Genomic DNA, 15,216 nt, shown 5'->3' with positions numbered 1-15,216 from the left:
GGTTTGGGGGGACTCGGGGGGTGGTCCGTCGACTCAACAATGCCTGAACCGGATGATGGTTCCGTGACTGCGCAAATTTTTTTGGGCTCGGCTTTCACAACGGACCTGGCGCTTGTTGCTGCTTTGCCGACAGCCAGTCGCGGCCGGCATGGGCGAACACCGCGCAAAGCACGATCGCGCCGCCGATCATGCTGGCCACGGGCGGTATCTCGGCCAGGAACAGGAAGGCAAACAGGATGGCGAACGGCACTTCGGCAGAGCCGAGCAGGCCGGATTCAGCCGCCGGGATGAGCCTCGCGCCTTCCGTCCACAGGATCGAGGAGAGTGCGAAGCTCGAGCCGAAGGCGACGAGCAGCACGGCGTCTCTTGCCGAGACGGCAAGCGGGTCGGTGACGAACCAGCCGAGTATGAACAACAGCAGGGCCGAGACCGCGCCTGCCCAGACCGCCGGCGTGTCGCGGAAGGCGCGCACCATGATCATGTAGAGCGCGCTGCCGATCGTCATCAGCAGCGCCAGCCCGTCTCCGAACAGATTGCCGGTGCCGAAGCTCGACCAGACCATGACCGCGACGCCGCCAAGCGAGACCGCGGCGGCTAACATCGTCTGCAGGCGGAAGGGCTCGCGCACCAGCAGGAAGGCGAGCAGCGCGGCAATGAAAGGCGACGTCGCGTAGATGACCGTGACATTGGCGACGAAGGTGAATTTGAAGGCGGAGATGAAGGCGATGCTGGCCAGCGCGCCTTCCACCGCCAGCAGCCAGCCGCGCCAGCCGAGCCGCAGCGTTTCGCGGTTGCCGGAGCGGTGGCGGCGCCACAGCACATAGAGGCTGATCAGGATGAAGCCGACGAAGCCGCGCCAGCAGGTGATGGTCAGCGGATCGGCATGGATCGATTTGGTCAGCACACCGGTCAGCCCGAACACCGCCGCCGACGACGACACCAGGATGATGCCAAGTGTCCGTTCTGCGGTGTCGGTGGCGGCTGCTACGTCGGTCATGAAAGCCAATCTACGTGGTTCTGTCCTGACATCGTAGTGTCAGCAGTCTGGCCCGTCACAGCCGTTTGCGGAAATGCTCGCCGCCCACGATCAGCAGCCCTGCGGCAATGATGAGAGCAGCGCCGAAGAACACTTCGCGGCGCGGCACGTCGCCCCAGATGGCGAAGCCGAGCGCGAAGGCCCACAACAGCGAGGTGTATTCCAGCGGCGCGATGATCGAGGCCGGCGTCCGTTTCATGCCTTCGAAGAGAAGATACTGCGCCAACCCGCCGAGCGCGCCGACGCTGGCAAGCAGAAGCAGTTCGCTCCAGCCGGGCGTCTGCCACCAGAGCAGCGCCGGCACCGCCGAGAATATCAGGAAATAGAAATTGTTGAGCAGGAGCTGGATCATCGAGCGCTCGGCAAGTGCTGTCTTGCGCAACAGCACGATGGCGATGCCCCACAGGAAAGCGGCGGCCAGAACCAGCAGCACCGGCACGGACAGGCCGAGATGGGCAGGATCGCAGGCGACGAAGACGCCGGCGAAGCCGATCGCCACCGCCAGCCAGCGCAGCATGGGCACTTTTTCGCCAAGCATCACCACGGAAAGCACGGTGACGATGATCGGGGCCGCATAATAGACGGTAGTCAGTTCGGCGAGCTGCAGGCTGCGCGCCGCATTGTAGTAGCAGAGCCAGGCCGCCAGGGTGAAGACGCTGCGCAACAGCATCGGCCACACGATCGGCGACCGCGCCGTCTCCGCATAGAGATGCCGCCCGCCGATCGCCGCGCAGGCGGTCAGTATGGTGATGCTGCGGAAAAACAGGATCTGCCAGACGCTCATGCCGGCGACCAGCAGCTTGATCGAAGCGTCCTGCGTCGAAAAAAGCAAATAGGCGGCGCCGGTCAGGAGGATGCCGGCGAGAACCCTTTCGCGTGTTTCGAGAATGGCGACGTCGGCCATGCGGCAAGCGGCCTTTGTGTGAAAACGGCTCCGGCTCCTGTCGGCTCCGCTCCCGCCAGCTATAGGGGCGAAACCTTGCAAGGCGCTGCTCCAGTGCCATGCTTGCGTTGGGGCAGGTCCGATCCCGGATGCGGCTTCTGGCGCGGCGCGGCTGATTGGTTTAGCATCGTCTCACAAAGCCGGCGCGCAAGGCTCGGCGGGCCAGGGAAACGGTGCGGATCAGGAAGCCGGCGCTCGCATAAGAGACGCCATTCGCATCATGGCAGCGGGCCCTGACAGCCGGCAGTTACGGACATCGAGACGCCGAGATCGGGGGGAGAGCGCAATGCAGAAACTGCAATCGCAAGGCGTACATCACATCACGCTGGTCGGCGCCGGTCGCCAGACATCGATCGATTTCTGGGAAGGCGTGCTGGGCATGCCTTTCATTTTCGAGCAGCCCAACCTCGACAAGGCAACTGAAAGCCATCTCTATTTCGATCCCGGCGACGGGCGGCTGATCACCATCTTTACCGACGAGACCCGTACGCCGGTAAAGCGACGCACCCCGACCGACACCGGCTGCGTCCACCACATCGCCTTTGCCGTATCGCGCGTCACCTTCCTGCAGGCGGTCGCCCGGCTTGATGAGCGCGGCATCAAGCACAGTGGCGTCAAGGATCGCGGTTTCATGGATTCGATCTATTTCGAGGATCCGCTTGGTCTGCTGATCGAACTTGCTTCCTACCGTTTCGAGCCGCCGGCCGGCTTTGGCCATGCCGACGTGCTGATGGAAGCGCACAAGCTCCGCGTCGCGCGTGGCGACTACAACATCGCCGAGGCGCATCTGGCCGACGCCATCCAGGCACTGGTCGAGCGCTCGCGCGCGACATTGTCGGCCGACAGGACGCCGCGCAATCCATATTGATTTTTGAATAAGCAAAGGGAGGAACACATGGCAAAGACAGCGACGAAGGGTGCGAAGAAGCCGGCGGCCAAGGCCACACCAAAAGCCAGGGCGAAACCAGCAGCAAAAGCTTCAACCAAGCCGGCGCCAAAAATATCGGCAAAGCCTTCGGTCAAGCCGGCTTCAAAAGCAGCAACCGCCGGCAAAACCGCGTCCAGGACCAAGGGGAAATCGGCGAAGAAACCCGCCCTGATGATCAGCATGCTGAAGCCGAGCGTCAACAACATGACGGTTCGGGTGTTTGCCCGCGCCGCCGGGCTGGACCATGCCGAGGCCGACGCCTGGGGCAGCACGCGTTCGCCCGAATTCATGGCGCGTAACCCGGCCCATCTGACCCCGATGATCGAGGACAAAGGCCTGCCGCGGGGGGTGCTTTGGGAGAGCTGCGCCATCATGCAGTATCTCGCCAACAAGCACGGGCTGGAGAAATTCTACCCCAAGGCGCCTGCCAAGCGGGCGATGATCGACAGCGCCATGTTCTACCTGATCGGCACGCTCTATCCCTATGTGGCGCGCGCCACCTATCCGGCGCTCGGTTTCCCGCAATATGCCGGAGAGGTCGGCCACAGCGACGCTCATCCCGACAGGAAGTCGGAGGCGCAGAAGGCGGCGATCGCCGCCATCTCCGAACCGCTGGAGGTGTTCCACTCCTTCTTCAGGGACGGCAAGCCCTTCATCGGAGGCAAGAACCCTTCGATCGCCGACATCCGCCTGGCGGCGACGCTCGAATTTCTCGCCGTCATCGACTATGCCCTGCCCAAATGGGCCAGCGACTACATGGCCGCGATGGAGAAGAAGCTCGGCGAGGCCTATGCAGGCCCGGCCAGCGACGTGCGCGGCTACATTGCCCATGTGAAGTCACAGCCCCGGGTGTGAGATCGCTTCGACGCCGCAGGCCGGTTGAAGTCAGCCGGCAGCCAGGATGAGCTCCGCTCCGCGGAGTTCCTTCGCGCCTCCTTTGTCTGGCAGGAAAGAGGAGGGTCTGTCCGCCAGCGTATCGCGGATGCTCGTCACACCGCGCTTCCGGCGTATCCCGTGGCGCTTACTGCGTCGCCTGGTAAAGCTCCGCCGCCGCTGCCTTGAGCGCCCGCCTTCCGTCCGGCCTGAAATACATCATGTGTCCTCCGTCCAGCACATCGATGCGGATGGGCTTTGCACCGGCGAGCGTCGGTATCTGGTTTACCAGATAGCGAGATGCCAGATACGGCGTGACGAGATCGGTGTAGCCGTTGACGATGACGACGCCGAGCGCGGGATTGAGCGAGCGCGCCCGCTGCAGATCGTTCATCACGCCGGCATAGCCCTGCCGCGATGTGCCGTAGTCCCAATTGCGGCTGATCTCGCCATTGAGCAGCCGGTAGCTGACATCGGTGTGGTAGTTCAATTCGTCGCGGGCATAGCCGACAAAAGCCGAGGTCAATGCCGGAATGCTGCGGTCGAGCACCGGATCGGGTCCGGCGGTGCGAGCGCTTTCAGGAGCGATGTCGGCCGTGCCGATCATGGCGTCATAGGGGCTGAGCACCTTGCCTTTCGCGCGGGAAAACTCCCTCGCGAAAAGGCTGGTCGGGATACGCGCGAAGTTCCGCTGCACGAGATCGAGCGGCAGGCCGGTGATCTCGGCCACCCGCTGGCTCGCCAGCCGCCCGCCTTGCTCCAGCCCGCTGGTCAGCGCCGTGAGGTAGTCGCCAAGCGCATAGCGCTCGACCGCGGCCAACTGCGCCCGCAGCGCCTCGCCCGTAACGCCGTCGGCACTGAGCCGCGCCGACGCCAGCGAGGGGAGTTCGAGGGCCCAGTGCAGCGGCTCGAATTCGTCAGGTTGCACCAGCATGAATTCCAGCGCCGGCGAGATCAGCACGATGCCGCTCGGGCTAAGGCCGATATCCTCCTGCAGCGTTCTGGCCAGCAGTGCCGCGCGAAACCCGCCATAGCTTTCCCCGGCAAGGAAAAGCGGCGAGCCGCTTCGGCCGTTCTGCGCCAGATAGAGCCGGATGAAGGCGCCGATCGAGCTGGCGTCCTGGTTGACGCCCCAGAAATCGTGGGTGTTCTGCCCAGGAGCCTCGCGGCTGTAGCCGGTGCCGACTGGATCGACAAAGACGAGGTCGGTCATGTCGAGCCAGCTGTCCGGATTGTCGATGATCTTTTGCGGCGGCGGCAGGAATTCGCCGTCGGCTCCGGTCGTGATGATGCGCGGACCGAGTGCACCGAGATGCAGATAGGCGGAGGCCGCCCCGGGGCCGCCATTGAAGACGAAGGTAATGGGGCGTGGTGCCGTTTTTGCCGCGTCGGCCGGTGGCCGCAGCGTGTAGGCGACATAAAAGATCTCCGCCGTGACGTCGGCCTTGCCCGAAAGCAGCGACAGCGTGCCGGCCTCGGCCTGATAGTCCAGCTTGCGTCCGGCAACCGTGATCGAATGGCTGGTGACCTGCGGCGGCGGCAGCAGCGACAGCACACCGCCGGTCGGCGCCGGCCTCTCCGGCGTTTCAGCCAGGACAGGCTGTGCGAAGGCAGCAAGCATCAGCACGATGAGAGAGATCAGTTTCAACTTGAACGGCATGACGCCTCCGCGAGAACGCTTGTCGCATAGCTATAGCCGATGCGATCAAAGTCAAAGGAAAGGCTTGTCCGGCTGAAGACGGATCGCCTGCCATCAGGGCAACGAATCCGGGTCAGCGGGTTCCGTGCAAGCCTTCTCGGCGCGCTATTGAGAGAGCATTGAATGAAAAACCGCCTGTGCGGCGGGTCCCTGGCGCAACTCAGCACCATAACGAGATATGTACCATAGCTGCCTTCACCCCGTCAAGAAAAAATTCCTATCGCGAGAAACCGCCGGCACAACCCGACTGCCCATCGCCAGCCCTCGTTGACCCGAGTCGTCATCGGAAACGTCGGCACTCGCCACGGATCAAACGGGTTTCGAGGGCTCGTCCGTCAATGTCCATATGGGATAGTGGTTGCGCGTGCCTGTGTCCCAACGCGATGATTATGTTTGCTTTCCGGTGTGATCGGGTCAAATCTCGGTCGGTTGGCGCATGCGGCGCCAGAAACAATCGTCGAAAGGGGCAGCGAAATGGACGCCACCGCACTGAAGGCCATGCAGGCGCCGCTGAAAGAGACCTATCGCGACGATGCTTCGCGCGCGCTCATCACGCTCAAGGCCAGAGGCAGTCTCGATGACCAGTCGATCGCCTGCAAGGTCGAGACGGGCAGGGCTATCGCGATTGCCGGCTTGCATCCGGCAACCGGCGGCTCGGGGCTCGAGCTTTGCTCGGGCGACATGCTGCTGGAGGCACTTGTGGCCTGCGCCGGCGTGACGCTCAAGGCGGTGGCGACGGCGCTCGAATTCAAGCTCGGCGCCGCCACGGTCGAGGCCGAAGGCGACCTTGATTTTCGCGGCACGCTTGGCGTCGCCAAGGACGCGCCGGTCGGTTTTCGGGCAATCAGGCTGAACTTCAGTCTCGACACCGATGAGCCGCAGGAGCGCATCGATTCCTTGCTGAAACTGACCGAACGCTACTGCGTGGTGTTCCAGACCATCAACCAGAAGCCGGAGCTGACGGTCAGCGCACGGCGCTGACGCCGCAGCGCGCCCTACTGCGCTGACGGTTCCTCCGCGTCGCCCTCGTCGGTGAAGGGGGAGGCGCTCGGCACGCATTGCAGCGACCAGCCGGTCGGGGCCGGCTGCTTCTGGTATTCGGTGATGGCGGCGGTGCATTGTTCGCGCTTGTCGAACGTGCTGGGCAACACGACCATGCCGCCTTGCGGGCCGGCGATTACCAGGTACCAGACCAACGCTACGCTCGAAGCCATGGGAATTTCCTTGCTCTGCCCAGCCGGGCTTGTTGTGGGAACCGATACGATCCTATCAACTCCGCGGAAATGACGAAAGCATGACCGCGACGCAGCTTTCCGCCGCCACATCACAGCCGCGTGATGTGGCGGCGGGCCGGTTCCATCAATTCGTTGCGAAACAATAGAACAGGCCGTCGCCGCCGGTGCCTTTCAACGCCTCCTGGCCGCAGCCGCCGCGCGAGGCGTGCGAGGAGTTCCAGGATTTGGCGGCAGCCGAATCATCGAGCCCGGTGCGGTCGTGGTGACCCATCATGGCAGCGCCTTCCGCGCCGCTCATGGTCCAGTCACCGCAGGTCTGGTCGGCGATCTTGGTACCATCGGGTTTCGAGCCGGTCAGGATATCGTGCCGGTTGGGCGTATCGCCGCGGCCGTTGACCATCTCGCCTTTTTCGTTGAGCGCCGTCTGCTTGGAGATGCCGTTGGCTTCACCGTGCAGCGAAGCGACGTCGTCGGCTATCTTGACGCCCTTGGCATTCACCCATGGCCCCTTGCCGATGCGGTCGCGCGCGTCCTCGGTGCTGGTCGACAGGTAGGCGGCCCAGGTCTTGCCGGTGACGCCGGCTGCTTCCGCCAGCGAGGCGCAATGGGCGTCCGCGCCCTTCAGGCCGCCGAGGTCTGCCCCTTTGCCCGAGCCGACGCTGGTGACGAAGAAACTCATCTTGGCATCTTGTGACAAGGCCGTGCCTGCGGCCAAGGCGGAGATAATGGCGGTGGCGGCGATGAGAATAAGTCTGCGCATGTCGGTCCTCCGGGTTTGAGCTTCGAATATACATTCGAGGAACGCCGCCTGGAGCCGAATTCTTCCGATAAAAAGGATGCGGCTATTCCGGCTGTCGGTAGGCGACGAAACGGTTGTGCTTGGCCTGGAAGATCAATCCCGTCTCTTTCAGGTCGGGGCTTGCCAGTGGCACGATGCGTTTGGCGATCTCGGAAGGATGCGGCAGCGTTTGCGGGTCCTCGCCGGGCACGGCCTGCGCGCGCATCGCGGTGCGTGTGGCGCCGGGGTCGGCCGCGTTGACCCTGAGCGGCAGGCTCTGCGTCTCATGCGCCCAGGAGCGCATCATCGTCTCGACCGCCGCCTTGGAAGCCGCGTAGGGCGCCCAGAAGGCGCGCGCCGAGTGAGCGGCATTGGACGAAAGAATGATGGCCCGGCCGGCGTCGGAGAGCCGCAGCAGCGGGTCGACCGAGCGGATCAACCGCCAGGTCGAGGTGACGTTGATGGTCATCACCTTCTCGAAGGTTTTGGCCTCGACATGGCCGATCGGCGAGATCACGCCGAGCACGCCCGCATTGGCGACGAGAATGTCGAGCTTGCCCCAGCGCTCGTGGATGGCGCCGCCCAGGCGGTCGATGCCGGCCATGTCGGCAAGGTCGAGCGGCACCAGCGTCGCTTCGCCCTTGCCGGTTTTGGCGCGCTCGGCCTTGATCTGGTCGTCGAGTTCTTCCAGTCCGCCCACCGTGCGCGCCACGGCAATGACGTGGGCGCCGGCGGCGGCCAGTTCCCTGGCGATGAAGTAGCCGATGCCGCGCGAGGCGCCGGTAACGACTGCAACGCGGCCGGAAAGGTCTAGGGTCATGCGATGGATTCCGGAAATATGGCTATGGCAACTGGCGGTGCGGCAATCCTACGCGCCGCTCGTCGCCAGTAGCGACAGCGTGCGCACATTGTCGTGGCCCTCGAAATCGAGCAGGCGGGTCGGATACTGGCCGGTGAAGCAGGCGTCGCAGAACTGCGGCTGCTCGTTGTCGCGATTGGCCTCGCCGACGGCGCGATAGAGTCCGTCGATCGACAGGAAACCGAGCGAATCGACGCGGATGAATTCGGCCATCTCCTCGATCGACATGCGTGATGCCAAAAGCTTCGATTTTTCCGGCGTATCGACGCCGTAGAAGCAGGAGGCGCTGGTCGGCGGCGAGGCGATGCGCATGTGCACTTCCCTGGCGCCCGCATCGCGCACCATCTGCACGATCTTCTGGCTGGTCGTGCCGCGCACGATGGAATCGTCGACCAGCACGACGCGCTTGCCCTCGATCATGCGGCGGTTGGCGTTGTGCTTGAGCTTGACGCCCATATGGCGAATGGAATCGCCTGGCTGGATGAAGGTGCGGCCGACATAATGGTTGCGGATGATGCCGAGTTCGAAAGGGATGCCCGCGGCTTGCGAAAAGCCGATTGCCGCGGGCGTGCCGGAATCCGGCACCGGCACGACGATGTCGGCCTCGACCGGATTTTCCTGCGCGAGCTCCGCGCCGATGCGCTTGCGCACCTCGTAGACGTTGCGGCCTTCGACCGAAGAATCCGGGCGTGCGAAATAGACATATTCGAAGATGCAGAAGCGGGTCTTCTGCGGCTCGAACGGGAACAGGCTTTCGATGCCCTTGGAAGTAACGACGACCATCTCGCCGGGCTTCAAATCGCGCACGAAACGCGCGCCGATGATGTCGAGGGCGCAGGTTTCGGAGGCCAGGATCCAGGCACCGTCGAGGTCGCCCAGCACCAGTGGGCGGATGCCCAGCGGATCGCGGCAACCGATCATCTTCTTGGCCGTCATCGCCACCAGCGAGAAGGCGCCCTCGACCTGGCGCACCGCATCGATGAAGCGCGAGTTCAAATCGCGCTCCTTGCTGGTGGCGACGAGGTGCAGAAGCGTCTCGGTGTCGGAGGTCGAGGAGAAGATCGCGCCTTGCTTCTGCAGCGCGCGCTGCACGGTCATGGCGTTGGTCAGATTGCCGTTATGGGCCACGGCGAAGCCGCCATCGGCCAGTTCGGCAAAGAAAGGCTGGATGTTGCGCATGCCGGCGCCACCGGTGGTGGCATAGCGCGTGTGGCCGATGGCGCGATTGCCTTGCAGGCTGTCGATGACGCGTTGCTTGGTGAAGGTGTCGCCGATCAGGCCGACATGGCGTTCGACATGGAACTGGGTACCGTCGTAGGAGACGATGCCGGCCGCTTCCTGGCCGCGATGCTGCAGCGCGTGCAGGCCGAGCGTGACGATGGCCGCCGCGTCCTGCCGGCCGAAAATGCCGAACACGCCGCATTCGTCGTGGAAGTGATCGTCAGCTTCCGCGGAAAGCACGTCGTCTGCGTCTGCCATGGGGCTCAAGCTCCGCTAAAATCGCCATATAAGGCGATAGCGCCGTGAAAGCAACGCGTCCGGCGATGGTTCACGATCATCGTCAGTCCTGGGCGCCTGTTCGGCGGCGCCGGATCACTCATCAGTTCGCCGGCGCAGCCGGGGCCGGATTGGCCGGTGCGTTGTCCGCGGGAGGCGTTCCGGCATCGCTGTCGTCAGGGGCCGGCGCATTGGCATCGTCCCCTCCCGCCGGAGCATCCGTGCCCGGTGCATCCGGTGCGGCGGGCGTTTCGGCGGCCGGCTGATTCGGATTGAGCTTCTTGAGGATGGCGTTTTCCGGGTCCTCGGGCAGCAGGCTTTCGAGCTTGGCGCCGATCTGTTCCAGCAGCGGCCGCGACTTGGCCTCCGTGACCCAGGCCGGAGCCTTGGCGCCGGCCAGCCAATTGAAGAACAGCAGGGCCACAGCGACCACCAGAATGCCGCGGGCGGCGCCATAGAGGAAGCCGAGCGTGCGGTCGAGCGCGCCGATGCGGGAATCGATGATCCAGTCGGCGAGTTTCATGGTGATGACGCTGACGACGATCAAAGCGATGATGAAGACGACACCGGCAGAGGCCGCCATGGCGATCTTTTCATTGTCGATGTAGGGCTTCAGATAGGGCAGGACGGGCTTGTAGAAAAAGAATGCCGCCGCGGCCGCCGCCGCCCAGGATACGATGGACAGGACCTCGCGTGAAAAGCCGCGAACCATGGCGAGCATCGCCGAGACCAGGGTGAAGCCGACGAGAATTCCGTCAAGCAGCGTTATCGGCATCTTTGTCGCCCCACTCCCTGTCGCTCACCATCAGGTGAGCCCGTCATTCTTCGTCGTTGGCGCGGCTGCGCCGTGAGCCGGCTATGCGCGCCACGAGGTCGGCGAGCTCGGTGGGCTGGAAAGCGCCGGCCCCGATTCCTCCGGCAAGTTCCTCGCTGCCCAAGGGCAGAACCGCGCTTCCGAAACCCAGCTTTTCGGCCTCCTTGAGACGCTGCTGCGCATGCGCAACCGGCCTCACGGCGCCAGAAAGGCTGATTTCGCCGAAATAGACGCAATCGGCGGGAAGGGCAAGACCGGTGAGCGAGGAAACCAGTGCGGCCGCCACCGCCACATCGGCCGCGGGCTCGGAAATGCGGTAGCCGCCGGCTACGTTCAGATAGACGTCTTGTTGGCCGAAGCGCACGCCGCAATGCGCCTCGAGCACCGCCAGGATCATCGACAGCCGGGCGCCGTCCCAGCCAACGACGGCGCGACGCGGCGTGCCGAGCGAGGAGGGCGCGACCAGCGCCTGGATTTCGACCAGCACCGGCCTTGTGCCTTCCATGCCGGCGAAAACCGCCGCTCCCGGTGATTTCGCATGGCGCTCGCCGAGGAAAAGTTCGGACGGATTGGCAACTTCGCGCAGGCCCTTGTCCGACATTTCGAAGACGCCGATCTCGTCGGTCGGGCCGAAACGGTTCTTGACGGTGCGCAGGATACGGTAGTGATGGCCGCCTTCGCCCTCGAAATAGAGCACGGCGTCGACCATGTGCTCGACGACGCGCGGGCCGGCGATCTGGCCTTCCTTGGTGACATGGCCGACGAGCACGATCGCAGCACCCGTGGATTTCGCATAGCGGATCATCGCCTGGGCGGCGGCACGCACCTGGGTGACGGTGCCGGGCGCCGAATCGGCGAGGTCGGTCCACAGCGTCTGGATGGAATCGAGGATCACCAGGTCCGGCCGCTTGCCATCGGCGATCGTGGCAAGGATATCCTCGACATTGGTCTCGGCCGCGAGCTCGACCGGCGTGGAAGCGACGCCGAGGCGCTGCGCGCGCAGCCTGATCTGGGCGACCGCTTCTTCACCCGAGACATAGACGATGCGGTGGCCTCGAGAGGCAAGGGCGGCCGCAGCCTGGGTGAGCAGCGTCGACTTGCCGATACCAGGATCCCCGCCGACCAGCAGCGCCGAGCCGCGCACGAAGCCGCCGCCGGTGGCGCGGTCGAGTTCGCCGATGCCCGACACGATGCGCGGCGCGTCCTCGATATCGCCGGAAAGCGTGGTCAGCACCACCGCGCGGCCCTTGCGGGCGTTGCGCGTATTGGCCGGCCCGGAACCGATGCCGCCGGACGTGCCTTCCTCGACCAGCGTGTTCCATTCGCCGCAGGCATCGCATTTGCCGGCCCAGCGCTGATGCACCGATCCGCAGTTCTGGCAGATGAACTGGATGCGGGATTTAGCCATGAAGGTGCGTCGTCCGCCAATTGCAGAAGGCAAGCACCCTACGGCCGCGCCGTAGAGCGCTTTGACCCAATGACTTTCTTGCGGTCGCGAACAAGCTTCTACTCAAACCTTTCCGCGATATGATGTTCCTCCGCCAGATCCGAGAAGCGGGTGAATTCGCCGTGGAAGGCGAGCGTGACCGTGCCCGTCGGTCCGTGACGCTGCTTGGCCACGATTACCTCGGCCTTGCCGCGCATCTCGTTCATCTCGTTTTCCCACTTGATGTACTCGTCGGTGCCGAGCTTCGGCTCGCGGTTCTTGAGGTAATATTCCTCGCGATAGACGAAGATCACGACGTCGGCGTCCTGCTCGATCGAGCCGGATTCGCGCAAGTCCGAGAGCTGCGGGCGCTTGTCGTCGCGGCTTTCGACCTGACGCGAGAGCTGCGACAGCGCGATGATCGGCACCGCGAGCTCCTTGGCCAGTGCCTTGAGGCCGGTGGTGATCTCGGTGATTTCCTGCACGCGGTTCTGCGAGGCCCTGGCGCTGGAGCCCTGCATCAGCTGGATATAGTCGATGACGATGAGATCGAGGCCGCGCTGGCGCTTCAGGCGCCGGGCGCGGGCCGAGAGCTGGGCGATCGAGATGCCGCCGGTCTGGTCGATGAACAGCGGGATCTTCTGCATGGTCTGCGAACAGGCGACCAGTTTTTCGAAGTCCATTTCGGTGATCTCGCCGCGGCGGATCTTCGAGGAGGAGATTTCCGTCTGTTCGGAGATGATACGGGTCGCGAGCTGTTCCGACGACATTTCGAGCGAGAAGAAGCCGACGACACCGCCATTCGCCGCCTTGAACGACCCGTCGGCCTGCTGCGCCGGCACATAGGCCTCGGCGACGTTGAAAGCGATGTTGGTTGCGAGCGACGTCTTGCCCATGCCCGGACGGCCGGCAAGGACGATCAGATCCGACGATTGCAGGCCGCCCATGCGGCGGTCGAGGTCGCGCATGCCGGTGGCCAGCCCCGACAGGTGCCCGTCGCGCATATAGGCGGCATTAGCCATGTCGACCGCGGTCTTGACCGCATCGGTGAAGCTCTCGAAGCCGCCGTCATAGCGCCCGGTTTCGGCCAGCTCGAACAGGCGTCGTTCGGCATCCTCGATCTGCTCGGACGGCGACATGTCGACCGGCGCGTCATAGGCGATGTTGACCATGTCCTCGCCGACGGTGATCAGGGCGCGGCGCGTCGCAAGGTCATAGATGGCGCGGCCGTAATCCGTGGCATTGACGACCGTGACGGCTTCGACCGCCAACCGCACCACATATTGCGCCACCGTCATGTCGCCGACCTTCTCGTCGGCCGGCAGGAAGGTCTTCAGCGTGATCGGCGTCGCCACCTTGCCCATGCGAATCAGCTCGGCCGCGACCTCGAAGATCTTGCGATGCAGGGGTTCGTAGAAGTGGCTGGCCTTCAGGAAGTCGGAGACGCGATAGAAGGCATCGTTGTTGACGAGGATCGCGCCGAGCAGCGCCTGTTCCGCCTCGATATTGTTCGGCGCCTCGCGATAGAGCGGTTGCTCCGCCACGCCGAATTTCCGCGCTGCCTCTGCCATGATGTCCCCGATTTCGATCCCGGTCTCTCGATATCAGAATCGGAAAATTGAGTGCTGACTTATCTGCAACAGTTATCACCCAAGCAGATTTGATGCCCACTGTTCACAGAAACAAAAAACCGTCCACAGGACAGTATTCCCGTGCCCTGATTCCAGTTGACTCGACTATGTGGTGATTCTACGCGATGGCTTGGAACAAAGCAAGAACAATCATCGCGCGATCCCCAGGGCTGTATCGAGCACGTCGCCCCAGCCCGAGCGCCGCGCCGCCTTGAACAGTTCACCGTCACGCTTGCTGAAAAGCGTCTCGCCGGCACTGCCGTCCGGCCGGCAAAGCTTGAGCGCCGCCTTGCCCGAGCCGGTTTTCGGTGGCGCGATCACCCGCGCCGCGCGGACCGGCGCCGGCTGCCTCGAAGCCGCGACGTAGATGAACTTCTCGTCCTCCCATGGCACTTCGGCGTCCTTGGCCAGCCGGTGCAGGCGCGAGCGGGCGACGCGCCGCGAAAAATGACACCAGTCGGGCGGGATGAGCGGGCAGGGGGCTTCGTGCGGACAAGGTGCCAGCACATGCGCGCCCGCTTCCATCAGTTGCCGGCGAACCGCGAGAACACGCTGCCAGCCCGCCGGCGTGCCCGGCTCCACGATCAGCAGCGTGTCCGTCGTGAGCTGCCACAGCCGATCGACCATTTTCGGCAGGGATGCCGGTGCGATCTCGTCCAGCACATAGGCGCAGGTGACCAGATCCGCAGGCTGCAAACCGTCAAGGTCGATGGTCACATCGCCTGCCCGCCAGGCGATCCGGGCAGCGATCGCATCGGCGGCAAGCGCCTCGCCGACCTTGCGCACCGCAGCACTGGCTTCCAGCAAAACCGCCTGTTGGAGATCGGGCCACTGGTCCGCCGTGGCCCAAAGCACCGTGCCCGGGCCGGCGCCGACGTCGAGCAGGGTTTCCGGTGCGAATTCCGGCCGGGCCTGGTTCACTGCGTCGAGGCTGGCGCGGACGGCGGCATAGGTCGCCGGAAGCCGCGTCGCCAGATAGGCCTTGACAGCCATGTCCTGCGCCATATGCAGGCGACCGTCGCGCGTCTCGGCGCGATAGCGATCCGACAGGGTTTTCGCCGCCTGCCTGAGCACCGGCAGCGGCACGTTTTCGAGGGCACGGTCGACGGCCTGTCGAAGCGGGGCAGGCAGTTCCACGGCTCATGCTCCTCGTGGTGCGAGCAGGATGACAGAGGCACCCAGTATGCAGAGCGCCGCCCCCGCAAGGTCCCACCGGTCGGGACGCACGCTTTCCACCAGCCAAAGCCAGGCGAGCGACGCCGCGATGTAGATGCCGCCATAGGCGGCATAGGCGCGGCCGGCCGCGCTGGTGTCGACCAGGGCCAGAAGCCAGGCGAACACAAGCAACGAAACGAAACCTGGCAGCAGCCACAGCGGCGACTTCTCCAGCCGCCACCACGCCCACACCGAAAAACAGCCGCCGATCTCGGCGAGCGCCGCGGCTGCATAGAGGACATAGGTCATGAAAAGGCCCCGCGACGATCACGAGGCCTTTTT

The 15,216-nt window shown here is 64.3% G+C and carries 16 protein-coding genes; 3 read left to right on the top strand and 13 right to left on the bottom strand.

All coding sequences use genetic code 11. The annotated features are described in order from the left end of the window. Nucleotides 1–94: 94 nt before the first annotated feature. Nucleotides 95–997, bottom strand: coding sequence for a DMT family transporter (locus LB551_RS06475; RefSeq protein WP_140549304.1), 903 nt, complete (start codon nt 995–997; stop codon nt 95–97). Between the two features lie 55 nt (nt 998–1,052). Further along, nucleotides 1,053–1,940, bottom strand: a complete 888-nt coding sequence (locus LB551_RS06470; RefSeq protein ID WP_224622864.1) for a DMT family transporter — start codon at nt 1,938–1,940, stop codon at nt 1,053–1,055. Nucleotides 1,941–2,265: 325 nt separating this feature from the next. On the opposite strand from LB551_RS06470, the gene LB551_RS06465 reads away from it, so the two are divergent. Continuing rightward, nucleotides 2,266–2,847 carry a VOC family protein gene (locus tag LB551_RS06465; protein WP_224658572.1) on the top strand — a complete coding sequence of 194 codons (582 nt, stop codon included), beginning with the start codon at nt 2,266–2,268 and terminating at the stop codon, nt 2,845–2,847. On the opposite strand, the gene LB551_RS30025 is transcribed toward LB551_RS06465, so the two are convergent. Beyond that, complete coding sequence (locus LB551_RS30025; protein WP_224658590.1) at nt 2,745–3,089, bottom strand: hypothetical protein; 345 nt, start codon at nt 3,087–3,089, stop codon at nt 2,745–2,747. The two genes, LB551_RS06465 and LB551_RS30025, sit on opposite strands and share 103 nt — an antisense overlap. Between LB551_RS30025 and LB551_RS06455 the strand changes: the two genes are divergently transcribed. Then, nucleotides 2,980–3,762 carry a glutathione S-transferase family protein gene (locus tag LB551_RS06455; protein WP_224658589.1) on the top strand — a complete coding sequence of 261 codons (783 nt, stop codon included), beginning with the start codon at nt 2,980–2,982 and terminating at the stop codon, nt 3,760–3,762. The two genes, LB551_RS30025 and LB551_RS06455, sit on opposite strands and share 110 nt — an antisense overlap. 166 nt (nt 3,763–3,928) lie before the next feature. Here the strand turns inward: LB551_RS06455 and LB551_RS06450 are convergent, their stop codons facing one another. After that, complete coding sequence (locus LB551_RS06450; protein WP_224658571.1) at nt 3,929–5,440, bottom strand: S10 family peptidase; 1,512 nt, start codon at nt 5,438–5,440, stop codon at nt 3,929–3,931. Between the two features lie 513 nt (nt 5,441–5,953). On the opposite strand from LB551_RS06450, the gene LB551_RS06445 reads away from it, so the two are divergent. Then, nucleotides 5,954–6,460 (top strand): OsmC family protein, encoded by a 507-nt coding sequence (locus tag LB551_RS06445; RefSeq protein WP_224658570.1) that lies wholly within the window; start codon nt 5,954–5,956, stop codon nt 6,458–6,460. Nucleotides 6,461–6,474: 14 nt separating this feature from the next. On the opposite strand, the gene LB551_RS06440 is transcribed toward LB551_RS06445, so the two are convergent. The 9 genes from LB551_RS06440 to LB551_RS06400 all read right to left on the bottom strand — a co-directional run bounded on the left by LB551_RS06440 (nt 6,475) and on the right by LB551_RS06400 (nt 15,183). Beyond that, on the bottom strand, nt 6,475–6,693 hold the full coding sequence (locus LB551_RS06440; protein WP_140549298.1) for a hypothetical protein: 219 nt from the start codon (nt 6,691–6,693) through the stop codon (nt 6,475–6,477). Between the two features lie 145 nt (nt 6,694–6,838). Next, the gene (locus tag LB551_RS06435; RefSeq protein WP_140549297.1) at nt 6,839–7,474 is read right to left on the bottom strand and encodes a hypothetical protein; all 636 of its coding nucleotides are present in this window, start codon (nt 7,472–7,474) and stop codon (nt 6,839–6,841) included. Nucleotides 7,475–7,556: 82 nt separating this feature from the next. Then, on the bottom strand, nt 7,557–8,312 hold the full coding sequence (locus LB551_RS06430) for an SDR family NAD(P)-dependent oxidoreductase (RefSeq protein WP_140549296.1): 756 nt from the start codon (nt 8,310–8,312) through the stop codon (nt 7,557–7,559). A 48-nt stretch (nt 8,313–8,360) separates the two neighbouring features. Further along, nucleotides 8,361–9,830: an amidophosphoribosyltransferase gene (gene purF, locus LB551_RS06425; RefSeq protein ID WP_224658569.1), complete on the bottom strand. Its 1,470-nt coding sequence runs from the start codon at nt 9,828–9,830 to the stop codon at nt 8,361–8,363. 121 nt (nt 9,831–9,951) lie between these two features. Beyond that, nucleotides 9,952–10,623: a CvpA family protein gene (locus LB551_RS06420; protein ID WP_224658568.1), complete on the bottom strand. Its 672-nt coding sequence runs from the start codon at nt 10,621–10,623 to the stop codon at nt 9,952–9,954. A gap of 43 nt (nt 10,624–10,666) precedes the next feature. Continuing rightward, on the bottom strand, nt 10,667–12,070 hold the full coding sequence (gene radA / locus LB551_RS06415) for a DNA repair protein RadA (RefSeq protein WP_224658567.1): 1,404 nt from the start codon (nt 12,068–12,070) through the stop codon (nt 10,667–10,669). A 98-nt stretch (nt 12,071–12,168) separates the two neighbouring features. After that, nucleotides 12,169–13,659, bottom strand: a complete 1,491-nt coding sequence (locus tag LB551_RS06410) for a replicative DNA helicase (protein ID WP_140549294.1) — start codon at nt 13,657–13,659, stop codon at nt 12,169–12,171. A gap of 210 nt (nt 13,660–13,869) precedes the next feature. Beyond that, nucleotides 13,870–14,856, bottom strand: coding sequence for a small ribosomal subunit Rsm22 family protein (locus LB551_RS06405; RefSeq protein ID WP_224622853.1), 987 nt, complete (start codon nt 14,854–14,856; stop codon nt 13,870–13,872). 3 nt (nt 14,857–14,859) lie between these two features. Further along, nucleotides 14,860–15,183 carry a YnfA family protein gene (locus tag LB551_RS06400; protein WP_224658566.1) on the bottom strand — a complete coding sequence of 108 codons (324 nt, stop codon included), beginning with the start codon at nt 15,181–15,183 and terminating at the stop codon, nt 14,860–14,862. Between the last annotated feature and the right edge of the window lie 33 nt (nt 15,184–15,216).

The organism is Mesorhizobium sp. BR1-1-2 (genome assembly GCF_020165435.1).
In the GTDB taxonomy this organism is placed as follows: Bacteria; Pseudomonadota; Alphaproteobacteria; order Rhizobiales; family Rhizobiaceae; genus Mesorhizobium.
Note: the sequence above shows the minus strand (reverse complement) of the source record. Positions and strands in the feature narration are given on the sequence as shown.